Genomic DNA, 16572 nt, shown 5'->3' on the forward strand with positions numbered 1-16572 from the left:
TCAATCCGAATCCATCCCTGGCGGAGCAGTTCCAAATCCTTGCCGCGTGATTGGCCTCGTGTCAGACCTCTCTGCGCTCCCATTCAGCCGTTGCAACAAAACCTCCGCCAAGTGTTCTTGTCGCTTCGAAGCGACCAGATCGCGCTGCCGTACCTCAACTCCAGGAACTCCGGACAACGCCAGGTGCTGTGGAAGCTGCCGGTCTATGCGACGGTGAGCAATCTTCTCACCAATCCTGTTTATGCCGGCGCTTACGCCTTTGGCCGAACCGGAAGTCGGACGATAATCGAAAACGGCCGCAAGCGAATCGTGCGCGGCCGTCGCAAAGATCGTTCAGATTGGGCTGTCTTGCTCGTTGACCATCACGAAGGCTATTTGTCCTGGGCGGAGTTTGAAAGGAACCAACGGCTGATCGCTGACAATGCCAACGGCAAGGGCATGATGGTGCGCGGGCCGGTGCGCAAGGGGGAGGCTTTGCTCGCGGGCCTGCTGCGCTGCGGCCATTGCGGCCGCCGCCTGCTTGTCAGCTACAACGGCACCAAGGGCAATGTCGGCCGCTATAAGTGTGACGCCACCCGAAGCAACCCTGGCGGTGATCCCTGTATCTCGTTCGGCGCACTGCGCGTCGACGAAGCGGTGGGTGTCGCGATCGTGCGGTTGCTGCAGCCGCTCGGCGTTGAAGCGGCCATCCAAGCGATCACGCAGTGCGAGCACCAGTCTGGCGAAAAACAGCGCCAGATCGAGTTGGCGCTCGAACAGACGCGATATGAGGCAACCAGGGCGCACCGACAGTATGACACGGTCGACCCCGACAATCGTCTGGTAGCTAGCGAACTTGAGCGACGGTGGAATGGCGCCCTCGCGAGCGTACGCGCTCTCGAGGAAGAATTGGAGGCCCTGCTGCGACAGCGGCCGGCAGCTTTGGGCGTCGAGGAGCGCCAGCGTCTATTGCAAATGGGGGCCGATCTAGAGGCTGCCTGGCATCATCCGGCGGCCACTTCCGTCACGCGCAAGCGTATCGTCCGGGTCGTGTTGCGCGAGATCGTGGCACAGGTCGAGGGTGACGAGGTTCATTTGTTGTTGCATTGGCAGGGTGGCGATCACACCAGCCTGACGGTGAGAAAGAACCGGCGGGGTCAGACGCGATGGTGCGTCGAGCCTGAGACGGTGGAGTTGATCCGCGCCTGCGCACGAATGATGCCTGACAAGGCCATTGCCGGCATGCTCAACCGGATGGGAAAGCGGACAGGTCGATCGAATGGATGGACACAGTCGCGTGTGCGGGGCTTCCGCAATACGCACGACGTCGCGGTCTACAGGGATGGCGAATGGGCCGAGCGCGGCGAAGTCACGTTGACTGAAGCCGCCAGCATGCTCAATCTGAGCCCTGCGACGGTCCTTCGCCAGATTCGCGCCGGCATCATCCCTGCCCGGCAATATTGCATGGGCGCACCTTGGGTTATCAAACGAGGAAATATCGAAGATTCGCATCTGATCGAGCGGATCAAGTCGTGCTCCAAGGGGCCGCTATCATCAGATTCGGATCAGAAAACCCTTGTCTTTCAATAGCGTAGCGAGATGGGCATTATGACGTGGGACCAGGAGCACACGTTGCGCTGTCGTTCAGAGCGAGTGTCGATGATCCTGCCCGGTTCCGTCGTTCGCGCAATGTTGGGGCGCATTTCGGTCTTACGCCGCGCAGATACAGCTCGGGTGAAATTGATCTGGCGGGGAGGATCAGCAAGATGGGCGATCGCCACACGCGCCACATGCTCTACGTGGTCGCTCAGATCACCCTTCGACGAGACCAGGGTTTTTGGTCGTCGATGAAGGCGTGGGCAATGAAGATTGCGAAGAGCCGCGGCCTCGCGAAGGCGCGCGTTGCCCTTGCACGCCGGATTGCAGTCACCCTGCACAAGATGTGGCTGACGGGCGAGCCGTTCCGGTGGCAGAAAACGGCGCTTGCCAACGTCTAGTCGAGGATTTTGAACAATCGTATCCGCTGCGGCGGAAGTCCCGGCAAGGGACGAGTGAGGGTGAGAGCGACCGTCCGTTTGGTGTGCCGTCGGCCGACCAAGGAACGCCGTGAATAAGATGGCTCCACCCCTGCCCAGATGAACGCCATCCTGTGCCGGCCAAGCGCCGAGCACGAAGAGAAGACTGTTCCAGATCAACCAACGCCAAGGCGACAATGATGGAGAAAGTCGATGTAAATGAAAACCGCTTGACCAATGCCGGGACAGAGAAAACCGAATGTAATCCTTCAGCGTATGCGCTGTTCTCAGGCCACGGCCTTGAGCGGCATGGGTCTGTAGGCCCAAGGCAGCAGATCGTCGATCTGGCCTTGTGGATGGCCGGCGACGATCCGGGCGATCACGTCAACGAGGTAGGTGTGCGGCTCGACGCCGTTGAGCTTGCATGTTTATGCCGACCGCCGAACTATGCCGAGCGCCTCTTCCGATCATGGCGGTATGAAGCGCTTTGCCCGCCATTTCGACCAAGAACCGGTCGTTGACACTCGGCATAGTTCTATGCTCAAAGGGCGTTCAGGAACTCAAGAAGCCGGTCGTTTGGTCGAAATCGTTCGGCCTTTGCGCGTTCGTATGGCTTCAGCTTGGCAAGTGCGGATTCCTTCAGCTCAAGATGTGCGTGAAGATAAGTCAGCGTCGTTTCCATCGCCTCATGGCCCAGCCATAGGGCGATGACCGAACAATCGACGCCCGCCTGCAGCAGCTCCATGGCAGCGCTGTGCCTCAAAACATGGGGCGACACCCGCTTCGAGCGGAGGGTGACGCAGTGTTCGCGAGCCTTGGCGACATATTTGTTCAGCAGCGCCTGCACGCCGTCGGCGCTCAGCTTGCTGCCTTGCGTGTTCGGAAAGAGAGCCGTTGCGCCCCGCTTCCTGGGCTCGTTGAGCCAGCCCCGATGGGCTTGCTGTGCAACCTTGGTGAGCGGCGTACTTCGCTCCTTGCGGCCGTTGCCAACGCATCGCACGTGGGCACCGTGCCCCATCATCACCGAGTCCCGGTCGAGATCGATGATCTCCGAGACCCGCAGCCCCGTTTGCGCGGCCAGCAACAGCAGAGTGTGATCACGCCGTCTCAGCCATGTGCTGCGATCCGGACAGGCCAGGATCGCTTCAATCTCGGGCCTGGTGAGAAACTGAAGCTCTCGCTTGTCGCATCGCTTGCTCGGGATCGCGAGCACGCGTTGAATCTGAGCGCTATGGGCCGGCTCCTCGAACGACGCATATCTGAAGAAAGACCGAATGGCGGACGGGCGTCTCGCAGATAGTCGATAATCGCGTCGCCAGCGTCCTGGGGCAGCGGAAGCTGGACCTCGCGGCGTCCTTTGCCGCGGACACGCAAGGTTCCCTCGCGCCAGTCAATGTCGTCGAGGCGCATTCCCGAAATGTCGCCGGCGCGCAGGCCGAGACGTGCAAGTGGCAGAAGCACCGCGCGGTCGCGGATGCCCATTGGCGTCGTAACGTCGCACGACGCAATGACCCGCTCGACTTCCGCCGGGGAGATGTAGCGCGGCAAGGCCGACAACCGCCATTGCGGTACCGTCGGGATCGCATGATCAAGCCCCGGCCGGTATAGGCCTTGGGTTGCCAAATATCTGAGGTGAGCCCCGCAGCGCCATCGTCATTGTCTTGAGGTAAGCTGGCGAAGTTCGCTTGCCTTCATCCAGGATCGCTTGCCGAATAAGACGGGCATCGTAGTGCCTTGGATCGGGACCCAAAGCCGGAAGCAGCCGCATGACCATTCGGCCATGCCGACCGATTGTGCGCTCAGAAATGCCCCGGTGCCGTCTCAGCCAAATCTGGAATGCAAGGACTTGGTCGTCGTGGGCACGCGGCTCATCCTGCGTCAATGGCGTAACGACCTCGCATTCCGCCAGAAAGCTCACGAACCGCCGCGTCCGGTTCACGTATTTGGCGGACAGGCGATCGGCTCGTCGAACGCCGGGACAGCGGCATCGATGTCGCGCAAAGCGGCGAACCGTATCCTCGTGATCTCCGCGACAGCGATCTCGGCGCTTTGCAGCCAATGTCCGAAGTGACGAGCCGAGGCTTCGTAGCCTGACACCGTCAGCTGTGTCCCAGGCTCAACAATCGGCTCGTGAACGCTTCTACGAACGGTCGCAAGCCGCCCGGGTCCATCAATCGCGTGCATTCAAGCAGAACTTCCTTCGACTTTGACAATGTGGTCTCCTCTCGAGGTCAAATGACGTCGAGAGACGACAACAATTATGCCGAGCAAGAAAGCAGATAGAGTGTTCTAACACATTGGAATCAAAGGACGAAGCGGCCTTGGTTGCTGCGCACTCCGCATAATCCGGCGCTCCACATAATTGCGGAAGTCGACCGGCTTCGTCGCCACCATGACCTTGACCGCTCCCATTGGCCCGATCACGACATTGCCCTCAGCGCACGGATCACCGCTGCAACCGTCTTCGAATCCGCCCCACGACCTACCCGCATTGCGATACCGTCGATCTCGAGCTTGATCATACCAGCGTCTCGAGCCGATTCCCGCCTCCTGGGCTCTGCCGGATGCTTCGCCGCAGCCTTCGGGAGCGGCGCCGTCACCAGCGCGGGCACGAACATGGATTCCGATATCGCTGCCTCCTGCATCGGCGGGCGAGCAGCCCGACGCCAGGTGAACAATTGCTGCGGTGAAAGGCCATACCGGCGCGCCACTGCACAAACCGTCTCACCCGCCTCGTAGCTCTCCGCCACCATCCGGGCCTTCGCCTCCGGCGGCCACTCACGCCGACGACCTGAACCCGTGAAGATCTCCAGCCGACGGACCGGCTCCTCGTCCCTGGGCTTAAGCGTAAACTCTGAAATCGTCATATGTCGAAGCCCTCAAAGGCCTCCAGCATCGTCTCTTACATCTACGCGCGAAAGGTGCCACCCAAACAGCGCATACGATACGTGGTCGCCTGAAGCCGGAGAGTCCCGCGAATCTGCTCAAAAGTTGCGAACGCGCCAATCATGGTGTGTGGGATCCCGTCACGCGTCCGAGTGATTCGACAAAATCGCGAACTTCCACTCGCACATTTCACTCGCTACCTGGACGAATTGGCGTCGCTTAACACATGTACGCGCTGATCGCCGAGCAATGGGCACAGAAACTCGCGCGCCACATCCGCCTGGTGAGCCCCGATCGCGGTTTAGGGCGCGGCCACAATCAGGCGAGCTGGATCAGCGTCGCAGGCAGTCTTGGATTGTACCTTCCGACTCCCAGTGATCGTGATTGACTGACCTGATCTGCTGCGTTCTCCCTTCCAGAGTAAGGTGTGCTTCGGCGCGACACACTTGATCACAGCGCGCATCGCTACCCATTCCAGGATTCCCGCGCCCTAGGCGTAACAAAAAATAGCAGAGTCTACTATAGCTGGTTCAGGGTGTCCTCTTTGCAAACAGCGGCTACCGAGAGCCTTTCTGACGACATTGCTCTTTCATGCGATCGCAGGCATCGTTCCCCCGCCCCGCCCGAGCCTTCTTTGCAAAGACGGGTCGTTCGGTGCAACCTGCAATCAGATTTCGAAGATTACCCTTGGCAGGCGAGAGAATGTTTCGGCGCCGCTCTCGGTAACGCGAAAGCTTTCGCTGATCACATAGCCGAAGTCTTCGTCTATCCAATTTCCGAGCATCAGGTGAAAAGTCATGTTCGGACGAAGCACAGTCAGGTCATCTTCCTTGAGACTAGCCGTTGGTTCCAGCCATTCGATCCCTTGGGCGTAACCGCATCTAGTTTCTTTCTCAAAACCATGCTTTTTGAGCGTCTTGTTGAAAGCCGAAGCGACATCGGCACAAGTGGCACCGGGCTTGACCGCGGCAAGCGCAGCTTCCAACCCGGCTACCTCTCCCTCGTGAACTCGACGCAACTGCTCCGAAGGTTTGCCGATTGAGAGCGTCCGCATCAGCCCAGAGGTATACCCATGACGGACACCGCTAAACTCAAGGTTGACCTGCGAACCGTCGCGGAAAACATCTTCGGCCCACCTGATGTGCGGCGTGGCGGAACGCGGCGAGGCACATAAAAGAAAGTGCGATAGATCTGTGCCTGGCTTACCATTGGCACCCCGGATCAACGTCGAAACGATCTCTGCGGCAGCATCAGCCTCTCTTACGCCAGGGCGAATTACCTCTACCGCTCGCAACATCCCCGCATCGGTGATTGCGGACGCCTCTCGCATCACATCAATTTCGAGGTCGGACTTCGTCAGCCGGATCCAAGCGACTGCTTTGCTGAAATCCACAAAAGTGGCTTCTGGCATCCTGGTCCTGAATTTCTCTATCGCTTCCGGCCTGAGGGATCTTGATTCAATCCCCACCCCGCCCTTGGTAAGCCCGTCGTCATGCAGGAAGTCGATAATCGCATCATAACCGTCCGTGTTTGGGTTGGCGATAAGAGCTTCTGGATACCCAATAACTCGGCTGCTGTCGAAGAACATTTGATGAACCGCGCCCGGTGCATCGCAACGGCGGGTCACGAACGTCGGCTCCTCATCTTTCAAGGAAATTATAAGCGCTTCCGGGACGTAACCGGATTTAGCAGTGTATCCTGTAAGATAGGTAATATCGGCCGAAGTGTTTACCAGCAACGCATTGATCTGGCGTCGTTCCATTTCCGCCTTAACTGCGGACAGCCGTCGCAGATATTCCGTCCGTGGGAACGCCTGCGGCCCTTTTGCCATTGCCATTTGACTTTAACTCCTTTGTCGGATGTGGTCTTCAGTTGTTGTGTGACGGGCATGGACACGCACCCCACCGTCTTGTAAGCCGGGAAGCAGCGCAGGGGCCGCGACCGTGCCAAATTGCCATGCAACGATGCTCGCTTCAGCCATCCCCGTTTCGATGTGAATGATACCAAACGAAGCCAGCATTTCGGGCACGAACCTTGCCGTGTTGTTTAGCGGTATTCGAGCTCAGGATGGTGCTGAAGGTAGCGGCGCCACTCGGTTGCCTTGCTCTGCAGATTCCGAAATGTTTCGACTCTTGGCATTAAGTTCGCCTGTGTTGCTTCGATCATCTGACTGTCAATCGCAGACCGACTCGCGTCAAATTCAGTTTGCATATGTCATGATCTGGAAGCGAGATGCCCCGAAGGACGATCTGGGCCTTGACCCGGGGCTACGCAAGTAGTCTGCATTGGGTTTGCTTTTCGCGTGCCCTGCTTGGGTGAAGTCCCGAGGCATGGTGTAGGAGCGGCGACCTTCGGCGCCCGGTCTCGACTATTGGTCGCAGAAGGGCCTCAACAATCGCGCCGATAACCATCTTCCGTTTCGGAAAACGGGAACGAACCATTAAGGCCACCGATCGCCGCGAGCGTTGCAACGTTTCGTCTCCATGCACTCAGCTACCCGCAACTGCTTTTCAGTTCCCTCCCGCCGTGCTGCACAAACAGTTCGCTACCATCGCCTCGAGGCTTTCGATGCCTGGAAAAATTGCGGCCTACGTCGCCTGAAAACTAAAGACGCCTCAAGACTTCTCAAGCAGAGGGACTTAACGTGACAACACCACTTAAGCCCTTCACCCCATCCGCTCGGAAGCATGTGCGCCGGGCGATGGCGGGAAAACCACGGTGCGATCGCCGTTGAGGAAAGTGCGGTGCTGGATATGCGCATGGATGCTGCGGGCCAGTACCTGCGCTTCCACGTCACGTCCGATAGACACATAGTCGGCTGAGCTCTGCGCATGGGTAATGCGCGCCACATCCTGCTCGATGATCGGACCTTCATCCAAGTCAGCCGTCACATAGTGTGCGGTGGCGCCGATCAGCTTTACCCCGCGCTCGAAGGCCTGCTTATAGGGGTTAGCCCCTTTGAACGAAGGCAGAAACGAGTGGTGGATGTTGATGATGCGACCCGACATCTTCTGGCAGATCGCATCCGATAGGACCTGCATGTAGCGCGCGAGCACGATGAGCTCGGCGCGCGTCTCCTCTACAATCTCCATGATTCGGGCTTCGGCCTGCGGCTTGTTGGCTTTAGTGACGGGCACATGGTGGAAAGGCAGGTCGTGGTTGACGACCACCTTCTGGTAGTCGAGGTGGTTGGAGATGACGGCAACGATGTCGATGGGCAGGGCGCCGATGCGCCAGCGGTAGAGCAGGTCATTCAGGCAGTGACCGAAGCGCGAGACCATCAGGACGACCTTCATCTTCGCTTGGACGTCGTGAATGTCGAAGCTCATGTCGAAGTCATTTGCCACCTCGGCAAGGCCTTCTCGCAGTTCTTGCAGGCCACGCCCCTCCTCGCTGATGAAACTCATCCGCATGAAGAAGCGATCGGTTTCGGGATCGTCGTATTGTGCGCTGTCATTGATGTTGCAGCCGTTCTGAGCGAGAAAGCCCGCTAAGGCCGCGACGATGCCGCGCCGGCTGGTGCATGTCACGGTCAGAATATACTTGCTCATGGGTCCATCCAGAAAGAAATAGGTCCGGCCATCGCGGACGGGAGAAATGCGAGAGCAATCATGAAAGGACACGCCGTGTCGATCAGGCAGCTAATCCTTCGGGATCTTCCAGCCCGCTGATGCGGCAGCAGGCGGTCAGGGTGTTCGCAAGAAGACAAGCGATCGTCATCGGTCCGACGCCACCCGGCACGGGCGTCAGGGCGCCGGCGATCCCGGCGGCGCTGTCGCGCTGCACATCGCCAACGAGCCGCACCCGGTCTTCCCACTCGATCTGGTTGATGCCGACATCGATCACCACCGCACCCGGCTTGATGAAATCGCCGGTGATCATCTCTGCCCGCCCCACTGCGGCAACCAGAATGTCGGCCTGACGGCAGATCGCGGCAAGGTTTTCAGTCCGGCTATGGGCGATCGTCACGGTGCAGCTTTCGCGCAGCAGAAGCTGGGCCATCGGCTTGCCGACGATATTGGAGCGCCCGACCACCACGGCTTTACGGCCGGCCAGATTGCCGAAATGCTCGCGCGGAAGCATCAGGCAGCCGAGCGGCGTGCAAGGGATCATCGAGCGCTGGCCGGTTGCCAGCAGGCCGACATTCGTGACGTGGAAGCCGTCGACATCCTTGGCGGGATTGATCGCGTTGATGACCGCATCGGCATCGATATGCGGGGGCAGCGGCAGCTGCACCAGAATGCCGTGAACCGCCGGGTCGGCATTCAGTTGCGCGATCAGCGCCAGCAGCTCCACTTCGGCCGTTTGAGCGGGCAGCTTGTGCTCGAAAGTCGCCATGCCCGCTGCAACGGTCTGAACGCCCTTGTTGCGGACATAGACGGCGCTGGCCGGATCGTTTCCCACCAGCACCGCTGCCAATCCCGGCACTATGCCCTGTTCCGCCTTCAGTATGGCAACGGAAGCGGCAACCTTCTCGCGCAGGCGGGCGGCAAAGGCCTTTCCGTCGATCAGATGCGCGCTCATGGTTTTCTGTCTTCAATGCGCAGGATGTGACTTTTAAGCGCATGCCAGATCGAGCCGGCAGCCGAGCGCATGCCCAGGATCGCGATGTGATGAGCGGCGCGCCGGATCACGAACACGCTCATATGTTCCAGGCCGGTGCGCGTCGCCGAGCCAGACGGGAAACGGATCGGGTCGATGTTCACGAGCTTCGCCATCAACTGCAGAATCGGCGTTTCGCCGGCGGATGAGCGGATTTCGAAGGCTGCGAAGCCATCGCTCTGTTCGGTGGCGGAGCAGCCTGGACACAGAGCGGCAACCTCGGACGTAAAGTCGCTATCCGCTCGGTTTTGCCCTTCGACCATCCACTGATCCGGGCCCGTCCAGAACGCGGCGATCTCGTCGGATTGGGCCCACACGCCGGGCCCGGGCAAGTCTATGCCGCAGGGCTTGGGTTGCGTTGCGCCGCGGCGCAGGGCCAGCGAGGCGAGCGCCAGTTCGGTGTTCTCTTCGAGTTCGAGAGCGCCATGGTGGAGGCGGCGCGCCGTGTCGCGGCCAAGCGCGGTGATGGGCTTGAGGTCATGCACGCAGACGCTCTCCTTCCGGATCGACGAAGTGGGCGGAAACGACGCGCAGGCGAACGCTCTGATTCTGAATCGGATTGGCCGCGACGATCACCTCGCCCTGACGCGCCGCGCCATCCGCGAGGAAGCCCAGGCCGATGCTCGAGCCGACATGCGGGGAGAAGCAGGCCGAGGTGATCCAGCCCTGATCGGTTGCAGTTTCTTGCGTCGCCCCTTCCGCGAAGAGGTGCGAGCCGGCCACGACGGGCTCGGACGGGTCCACCGGCTGGAGTCCTATCAACACCCGCGTGTCGGCAAGCAGGCCCTCGCGCCGCGACATCAGCGCGCCGACGGAATCCTTCTTGGCCGAGACCATGCGGCCCATGCCCAGCATCTGCGCCGTGGTCTGGCCGTTCAGCTCGTTGCCGGCGGCGTGGCCCTTTTCGATGCGAAGCACGCCGAGCGCCTCCGTGCCGTAAGGGGTCGCGCCCAGATCCTGTCCCAATTCCACGAGACGGGCCATCAAGGCGTTTCCGTAGCGCGCGGGCACCGCGATCTCGTAAGCCAGTTCGCCAGAGAACGAGATGCGGAAAAGCCGCGCGCGCAAACCCCCGCAAACCGACAGGTTCGCGCAGGCCATGAAGGGGAAGGCCTCGTTCGAGAGATCGAACCCATCCACCATGCGTTCGAGCAGCTTGCGCGCATTGGGTCCTGCCACCGAAAACTGCGCCCAGGCATCGGTGGTGGAGATCAGCTGCACATCGAGTTCCGGCCATAAGCATTGCCGTGCGAACTCCATGTGGCGGTAGACCGTGCCGGCATTGGCAGTGGTGGTCGTCACCACATAATGGGTCTCGCCTAGGCGCGCGCAGGTGCCGTCGTCCCAGGCCTGCCCGTCCTCGCGCAGCATGAGGCCATAGCGGACCATGCCGGTCCTCAGGCTCTTCATGGCGTTGCAATAGAGACGGTCGAGGAATTCGGCCGCGTCCGCGCCCTGCACATCGACCTTGCCGAGCGTGGTCACGTCACAAATGCCGACGCCCTTGCGCGTCGCCAGCACCTCGCGGTCGACCGACTGCCGCCAGTGGGTCTCGCCAAGCCGCACGAAATATTGCGCGCGCATCCACTGACCAACTTCCACAAAGACGGCACCCTGGGACGTTGCCCATTGATGGCTGGGCGTCAGACGGCGCGGGCGGAAATGCGCTCCCGTGTTTCCTCCGCCGAGAACCGAGATCGAGACCGGCGTGTAAGGCGGGCGGAAGATGGTCGTGCCGGTTTCGGCGATCCCCTTGCCGGTCATTTCGGCCATCACGGCGAGGGCGGTGACATTGGCCGTCTTGCCTTGGTCGGTCGCCATGCCGAGCGTGGTCCAGCGCTTGAGATGCTCGACCGAGCGCATGTTCTCCTGGTGCGAAAGCTTGACGTCCTTGACCGTCACATCGTTCTGGAAGTCGATCCAGGCCCGGTGCTTGCCCGGTACATGCCAGAGCGGGCTCAGGTTTGCAGGCGCGTCTTCCGCAGCGGGCAGTTCGGGCAGCGTGGCGGCGATGCCAATTTCGTTCAGGGCACGGACAGCAGCTTCCGCGCCTGACACCAGTGCCGCATGAGTCGTGCCCCGGCCCGCTGCCGCACCGGCAACGATCATGCCTCCGGGCAGCTCGGTAGGCGGCACGAAGGTCTGCTGCGCCTCGTTCCAGACCGGACGGCCGCGCTGATGCGAGGCGAGGTGCACGTTCGGGTTCCAGCCGCCCGACACACCGAGCGCGCCGCACGCGATCCATTCCGTGCTGCCGCCGCGCGTGACTTCGATCGAGCGCAGGCCCAGCCGCCCCTTGGAGCCGCTGACCATGGCATCGCTGATGACGCGATACTGTCCCTTCGCTTCGACTCCGGCCCGCGAGTCCACGACTGCCGCGATCTCGACGCCGCGTGCGAGTAGGTCGAGTGCTGTGCGGTGGCCGTCATCACTGTTGGTGAAAATCGCAACGCGCTTGGCGGGGCTGACCGCCCAGCGATTGGCATAGGCGCGCAAGGCACCGCCCAACATGATGCCGGGCCGGTCATTGTCCTTGAATGGAATGTGCCGCTCGGTGGCGCCTGCCGCCAACATGGTGCGCTTGGCCGTGATGCGCCAAAGCGTTTGGTGTGGGCAGATGCCGGGGTTGGCACGGTGATCGGAAACGCGCTCGACCGCACCATAGACGCCATGGTCGAACGCGCCGAACACCGTGGTGCGAGGAAGAATGCGCAAATTAGGCAGGCTCGCGAACTCGGCTACGACTGCTGCGATCCATTCCGTGGCGGGCCGGTCGTCCAGCGAATGGCTCTCGGCCAGCAGCCGCCCGCCCAGGCGATGGTCCTCGTCCACAAGGATGACCTGTGTTCCGGCACGCGCGGCGGTCAGTGCGGCTGCAAGGCCTGCCGCGCCCGCGCCGACCACGAGCAGGTCACAATGCAGGAATCCTTTGTCGTAAGGGTCGGGATCGGCTTCCATCGACAGCCTACCCAAACCCGCCGCGCGGCGGATCGCCGGCTCGTAGAGCTTTTCCCAGAAGGCGCGCGGCCACATGAAGGTCTTGTAGTAGAAGCCTGCCGTGAGGAAATTTGCGAAAAGGTCGTTGACCGCCATCGCGTCGAAGCGGAGCGAAGGCCAGCGATTCTGGCTCTGCGCTTCGAGCCCGTCGAACAGCTCGGCCATCGTGGCGCGCGTGTTGGGCTCGCGCCGCGCGCCGCTGCGCAACTCCACCAGCGCGTTGGGCTCCTCGGAGGCCGACGCGATTAGCCCGCGCGGACGGTGATATTTGAACGAGCGGCCTATCAGCCGCACATCGTTGGCCAGCAATGCCGAAGCGAGCGTGTCACCGGGATGGCCGGCGTAGCTCTTACCATCGAAGGTGAAGCGCAGCGTGCGGCTGCGGTCGATCAGGCCGCCTGAGTGTCTCACGCCGCGTCGCCCCCGTCGCGCGGGGTTCGGTTGCGTGAGACCACATCGCGGGCGAGTTCCGCGCCGAGAATCTCATGCGTCACCGTGTTGCGCGTTACCACGAGCCAGGAGCGGTCGCCCTGTTCGTGGAACCACAATTCGCGGTGCACGCCCGCCGGATTCTCACGCAGATAGACGTAGGAGAAGAACGCGTCCGCCGCGTTCTCCGCCATGCCGTCGGGGCGGTCGAGGAGCGAGGCGTCGCCGAGATAGGAAAACTCCTGCGCATCGCGCAGGCCGAGAAGGGGGTGGGGGATCAACATGGGGCTGGCCTCAATGCAGGTTCGGCTGGGCACCTGCGCCCTTTTCGTCGATCACATAACCCCGCGCGAAGCGATCCAGCCGGTAGGCGGCAGCCGTTTCGTGGGGGCGGTCGGTGGCGAGCAGCTGGGCGAAAACGTAGCCGGAAGCGGGCGTCGCCTTGAAGCCGCCATAGCACCAGCCGGCATTGAGATAGAGCCCCTCGATCGGCGTGCGGTCGATGATGGGCGAACCATCCATCGACATGTCCATGATGCCGCCCCATAGGCGTAAGAGTCGCGCGCGCCCGATCATTGGCATCAGCGCCATGCCGCCTTCGGCGACATCTTCGATAACCGGCAGATTGCCGCGCTGGGCATAGGAGTTGTAGCCGTCGATGTCGCCACCGAAAACCAGGCCGCCTTTGTCGGACTGGCTGACATAAAAGTGATCTGCGCCGAAAGTAATGACGCCTGGAATGGTGGGCTTGAGCCCTTCGGACACGAAGGCTTGGAGTACGTGGCTTTCGATCGGCAGCTGCGGCATCCCAGCCAGCGCCATCACGCGGCTGGTGGAGCCCGCCACGGCGACGCCGACCTTGTTCGCGCCAATATATCCGCGCGAGGTCTCGACGCCCTTCAGGTGTCCGTTCTCGATACGGAAGCCCGTGACTTCGCAGTTCTGGATGAGATCGACGCCGGCCCGGTCAGCCCCTCGCGCATAGCCCCAGGCGACGCCGTCATGGCGCGCGGTGCCGCCACGGCGTTGCAGAAGACCGCCTTTCACGGGAAAGCGCGCATTGTCGAAGTTCAGGAACGGGATCATCGCGCGCAGCGCGTCGCGTTCCAGAAGCTCGGCATCCGCACCCGCCAGAATCGCCGCATTGCCGCGCCGGCGATAAGCATCGCGTTGGCCGTCCGTGTGGAACAGGTTGACGATGCCGCGCTGGCTGACCATCGCGTTGAAGTTGAACTCCTGCTCCAGATTCTCCCAGAGCTTCATCGAGAATTCGTAGAAAGGCTCGTTGCCGGGCAGCAGATAGTTCGAGCGGATGATGGTGGTGTTGCGCCCGATATTGCCGGAGCCGAGCCAGCCCTTTTCGAGCACGGCGATGCGCGACTGCTTGAACGTGTTCGCAAGGTAATAGGCCGTCGCGAGACCGTGCCCACCGCCGCCGACGATCACGTAATCATAGGCGGATTGCGGCTCGGGATTGCGCCAGAGCGGACGCCAGCCCTTATGGCCGGTGAGGGTTTCCCTGATAACACGAAGCGCTGAGAAACGCATAAGAACACTTTCGGCAACATCATTGCGTTCGCCTTAATCGCATGAACGTTCAAATCGCGCGTATCTAAACTAGACACATAGTGTACTATTCAGGACATGAGATCGTCCAACCACACCCGTCGCTTCGGTTTCTTTCTGTGCGACGGCTATGCGTTGATGTCGGCTGCCGCCGCCGTCGAACCCTTGCGCGCGGCCAACTTGCTGACCGGGCGAACGCTATATGAATTGCTTCTGTTTTCCGATCTAGGCGGCAAGGCTCGGTCTTCGGTCGGCAGCTGGTTCGATACCGCGCCGATCGGTGAATCCGCGTCGGAGCTCGACATCCTGTTCGTGGTCGCGGGGGGCGATCCGCTCAGCGTCGATGCCGAACGACTGTCAGGCTTTCTGCGGAGGCTCTCCGTGCAGGGCGTGGCACTCGGCGGAATTTCGGGTGGGGCCGCGATCCTGCATAAAGCAGGACTCTTAGAGAGGCGCCGTTTTACCATCCACTGGAAGCATTATGATGCGCTTCGCGCCAGCGCGCCCGATGCCTTGATGGAACGGCGGCTGTTCGTGATCGACCGCGACCGTTTCACCTGCGCGGGCGGCTCGGCACCTTTAGACATGATGCACGCTTTGATTGCCGCCCATCATGGCGCGAGTCTGGCGCGCGAAGTGAGCGACTGGTTTATCCATACCAGTCTGCGCCCGGCTGAAGACCCTCAGCGCCTGGATGCAACGTCGAAATATGGCGTACACCATCCAGCACTTATCGCCATGATCGCCTTGATGGAAGATCACATCGCCGATCCCATGAGTCTGCCCCAACTCGCCACACTGTCGGGCATCGGCGAGCGGCAGCTGGAACGGCTGTGCAAGACGCAGCTCGATCAGTCCGTCATGCAATTCTACAGGGAATTGCGACTGTCCAAAGCGGTCGATCTTCTGCGCCAGACCACGCTTTCAGTCACTGAGGTGGCGTTGGCGACCGGCTTTTCCAACAATGCCCATTTCGCCCGCGCTTACCGGCAGCATTATGGGACTTCGCCAACGCAGGAGAGGCGCCCGACTGTGAAACGGCAAAGTACGACCTCTGATCACGATCGGACGACGAGCCGACGATGCCGTTAGCCAGCATGTCACAGAACGGGTGGCCGATCTGCGACGGACGGAGTTCGCCGCTTTTGCGATACCAGAAATAAGCCCGAACGGTCATGCCACCCGCCCTCGCAGCCCCGGACCCCTGCAACCATCACCACCAACTGAACTGGCCTACGATCGCTCACCCAACTAACCGCTACGGGTCGCCGCCGCCGATCTCTTCGCACCGTTTCGCAACATAGGCGTCGAGTTCCTCGGCAATCGCGGGATCAAGTTTCGGTTCTTCGTATTCGGCAAGTGCCCGCTGCCACAGCGCCGTTGCGGTCGAGCGCATCATGCGCTCCCGCTTCGAGCCACGCGCCATGATTGCTCCAGTCGGAAAGCATTGGGCGGTAGAAGGCGCTCTCATAACGCGCCATCGTGTGCTCCGCCCCGAAAAAATGCCCGCCCGATGGCACGCTCGCCATCGCCGCAAAACCCAATGCCTCTTCCGAGCAATCGAGCGGCTGCAGGATCTCCATCATGTTCTGCAGTATCTCGACGTCGAGGATGAGCTTCTCATAGGACGCCGTCAGCCCGCCTTCGAGCCAGCCTGCGGCATGATAGATGAGATTCGCACCCCCCAGGATGGCGCCCCACGTGGCGTTGACTGTCTCGTAGGCCGCCTGCAGGTCCACCGCGTTCGAGGCATTGCTGTTGGAGCTCCGGTACGGCAGCCCATAGCGCCGCGCTAGTTGCCCAGAGATCAGATTGGCCCGCGTGTTTTCCGGCGTCCCGAAGGCGGGAGCGCCAGAGCGCATGTCGACGTTCGAGGTGAAGGCCCCATACATCACCGGCGCGCCGGGATTGACGAGTTGCGTGAGAACGACGCCGAACAGCGCCTCTGCATTCTGTTGCGCGAGAGCGGCGGCGAGCGTCACCGGCGTCATCGCGGGTTTTGTTGCAACGGCTGAATGGGAGCGCAGAGAGGTCTGACACGAGGCCAATCACGCGGCAAGGATTTGGAACTGCTCCGCCAGGGATGGATTCGGATTGA

The 16572-nt window shown here is 61.3% G+C and carries 14 protein-coding genes and 3 pseudogenes; 5 read left to right on the forward strand and 12 right to left on the reverse strand.

From position 1 onward, the window contains the following. Together NKH13_RS34615 and NKH13_RS34620 are read left to right on the forward strand one after the other, a co-directional pair. Positions 1-1569, forward strand: a 1569-nt coding sequence (locus NKH13_RS34615; RefSeq protein WP_352917306.1) for a recombinase family protein, incomplete at its 5' end; no start/stop codon positions are given. A 23-nt stretch (positions 1570-1592) separates the two neighbouring features. Further along, the gene (locus NKH13_RS34620; protein WP_352917308.1) at positions 1593-1976 is read left to right on the forward strand and encodes a transposase; all 384 of its coding nucleotides are present in this window, start codon (positions 1593-1595) and stop codon (positions 1974-1976) included. A 305-nt stretch (positions 1977-2281) separates the two neighbouring features. Here NKH13_RS34620 and NKH13_RS34625 read toward each other — a convergent pair. The 4 genes and pseudogenes from NKH13_RS34625 to tnpA form a co-directional block, all read right to left on the reverse strand. Continuing rightward, a pseudogene (locus NKH13_RS34625) lies at positions 2282-2422 on the reverse strand (transposase domain-containing protein); the annotation flags it as partial. A 113-nt stretch (positions 2423-2535) separates the two neighbouring features. Further along, positions 2536-3207, reverse strand: coding sequence for a tyrosine-type recombinase/integrase (locus tag NKH13_RS34630; RefSeq protein WP_352917310.1), 672 nt, complete (start codon positions 3205-3207; stop codon positions 2536-2538). Next, the gene (locus NKH13_RS34635; protein WP_352917332.1) at positions 3102-3476 is read right to left on the reverse strand and encodes a tyrosine-type recombinase/integrase; all 375 of its coding nucleotides are present in this window, start codon (positions 3474-3476) and stop codon (positions 3102-3104) included. Before NKH13_RS34635 ends, NKH13_RS34630 begins: the two co-directional genes overlap by 106 nt. Positions 3477-4414: 938 nt before the next feature. Next, entirely contained in the window at positions 4415-4861 is a 447-nt protein-coding gene (gene tnpA / locus NKH13_RS34640; protein WP_352917312.1) for an IS66-like element accessory protein TnpA, read from the reverse strand. Between the two features lie 245 nt (positions 4862-5106). Here tnpA and NKH13_RS34645 point away from each other — a divergent pair, with 245 nt between their 5' ends. Then, positions 5107-5268 (forward strand): hypothetical protein, encoded by a 162-nt coding sequence (locus NKH13_RS34645; protein WP_352917314.1) that lies wholly within the window; start codon positions 5107-5109, stop codon positions 5266-5268. A 279-nt stretch (positions 5269-5547) separates the two neighbouring features. On the opposite strand, the gene NKH13_RS34650 is transcribed toward NKH13_RS34645, so the two are convergent. Continuing rightward, on the reverse strand, positions 5548-6717 hold the full coding sequence (locus tag NKH13_RS34650) for a M24 family metallopeptidase (RefSeq protein WP_352917316.1): 1170 nt from the start codon (positions 6715-6717) through the stop codon (positions 5548-5550). Positions 6718-7234: 517 nt separating this feature from the next. Between NKH13_RS34650 and NKH13_RS35835 the strand changes: the two are divergent. Then, positions 7235-7528, forward strand: a pseudogene (locus NKH13_RS35835) (hypothetical protein); the annotation flags it as partial. Between the two features lie 18 nt (positions 7529-7546). Here the strand turns inward: NKH13_RS35835 and purU are convergent. From purU to NKH13_RS34680, 6 genes are all read right to left on the reverse strand, one after another. Next, complete coding sequence (gene purU, locus NKH13_RS34655; RefSeq protein WP_352917318.1) at positions 7547-8431, reverse strand: formyltetrahydrofolate deformylase; 885 nt, start codon at positions 8429-8431, stop codon at positions 7547-7549. An 82-nt stretch (positions 8432-8513) separates the two neighbouring features. After that, positions 8514-9404: a bifunctional methylenetetrahydrofolate dehydrogenase/methenyltetrahydrofolate cyclohydrolase FolD gene (gene folD, locus NKH13_RS34660; protein ID WP_352917320.1), complete on the reverse strand. Its 891-nt coding sequence runs from the start codon at positions 9402-9404 to the stop codon at positions 8514-8516. Next, positions 9401-9967 (reverse strand): sarcosine oxidase subunit gamma, encoded by a 567-nt coding sequence (locus NKH13_RS34665; RefSeq protein WP_352917322.1) that lies wholly within the window; start codon positions 9965-9967, stop codon positions 9401-9403. The genes folD and NKH13_RS34665 overlap by 4 nt, the downstream gene beginning before the upstream one ends. After that, positions 9960-12890: a sarcosine oxidase subunit alpha family protein gene (locus tag NKH13_RS34670; RefSeq protein WP_352917324.1), complete on the reverse strand. Its 2931-nt coding sequence runs from the start codon at positions 12888-12890 to the stop codon at positions 9960-9962. The genes NKH13_RS34665 and NKH13_RS34670 overlap by 8 nt, the downstream gene beginning before the upstream one ends. Further along, positions 12887-13192, reverse strand: coding sequence for a sarcosine oxidase subunit delta (locus NKH13_RS34675; RefSeq protein ID WP_352917326.1), 306 nt, complete (start codon positions 13190-13192; stop codon positions 12887-12889). Before NKH13_RS34675 ends, NKH13_RS34670 begins: the two co-directional genes overlap by 4 nt. Positions 13193-13202: 10 nt before the next feature. Then, positions 13203-14456 (reverse strand): sarcosine oxidase subunit beta family protein, encoded by a 1254-nt coding sequence (locus tag NKH13_RS34680; RefSeq protein ID WP_352917328.1) that lies wholly within the window; start codon positions 14454-14456, stop codon positions 13203-13205. A gap of 96 nt (positions 14457-14552) precedes the next feature. Here NKH13_RS34680 and NKH13_RS34685 point away from each other — a divergent pair, with 96 nt between their 5' ends. Next, positions 14553-15566 (forward strand): GlxA family transcriptional regulator, encoded by a 1014-nt coding sequence (locus tag NKH13_RS34685; RefSeq protein WP_352917330.1) that lies wholly within the window; start codon positions 14553-14555, stop codon positions 15564-15566. Between the two features lie 166 nt (positions 15567-15732). Here the strand turns inward: NKH13_RS34685 and NKH13_RS34690 are convergent. Further along, a pseudogene (locus NKH13_RS34690) lies at positions 15733-16468 on the reverse strand (trimethylamine methyltransferase family protein); the annotation flags it as partial. Between the last annotated feature and the right edge of the window lie 104 nt (positions 16469-16572).

The sequence above is a fragment of the Mesorhizobium sp. M1348 genome (genome assembly GCF_040317925.1).
Classification (GTDB): Bacteria; Pseudomonadota; Alphaproteobacteria; order Rhizobiales; family Rhizobiaceae; genus Mesorhizobium.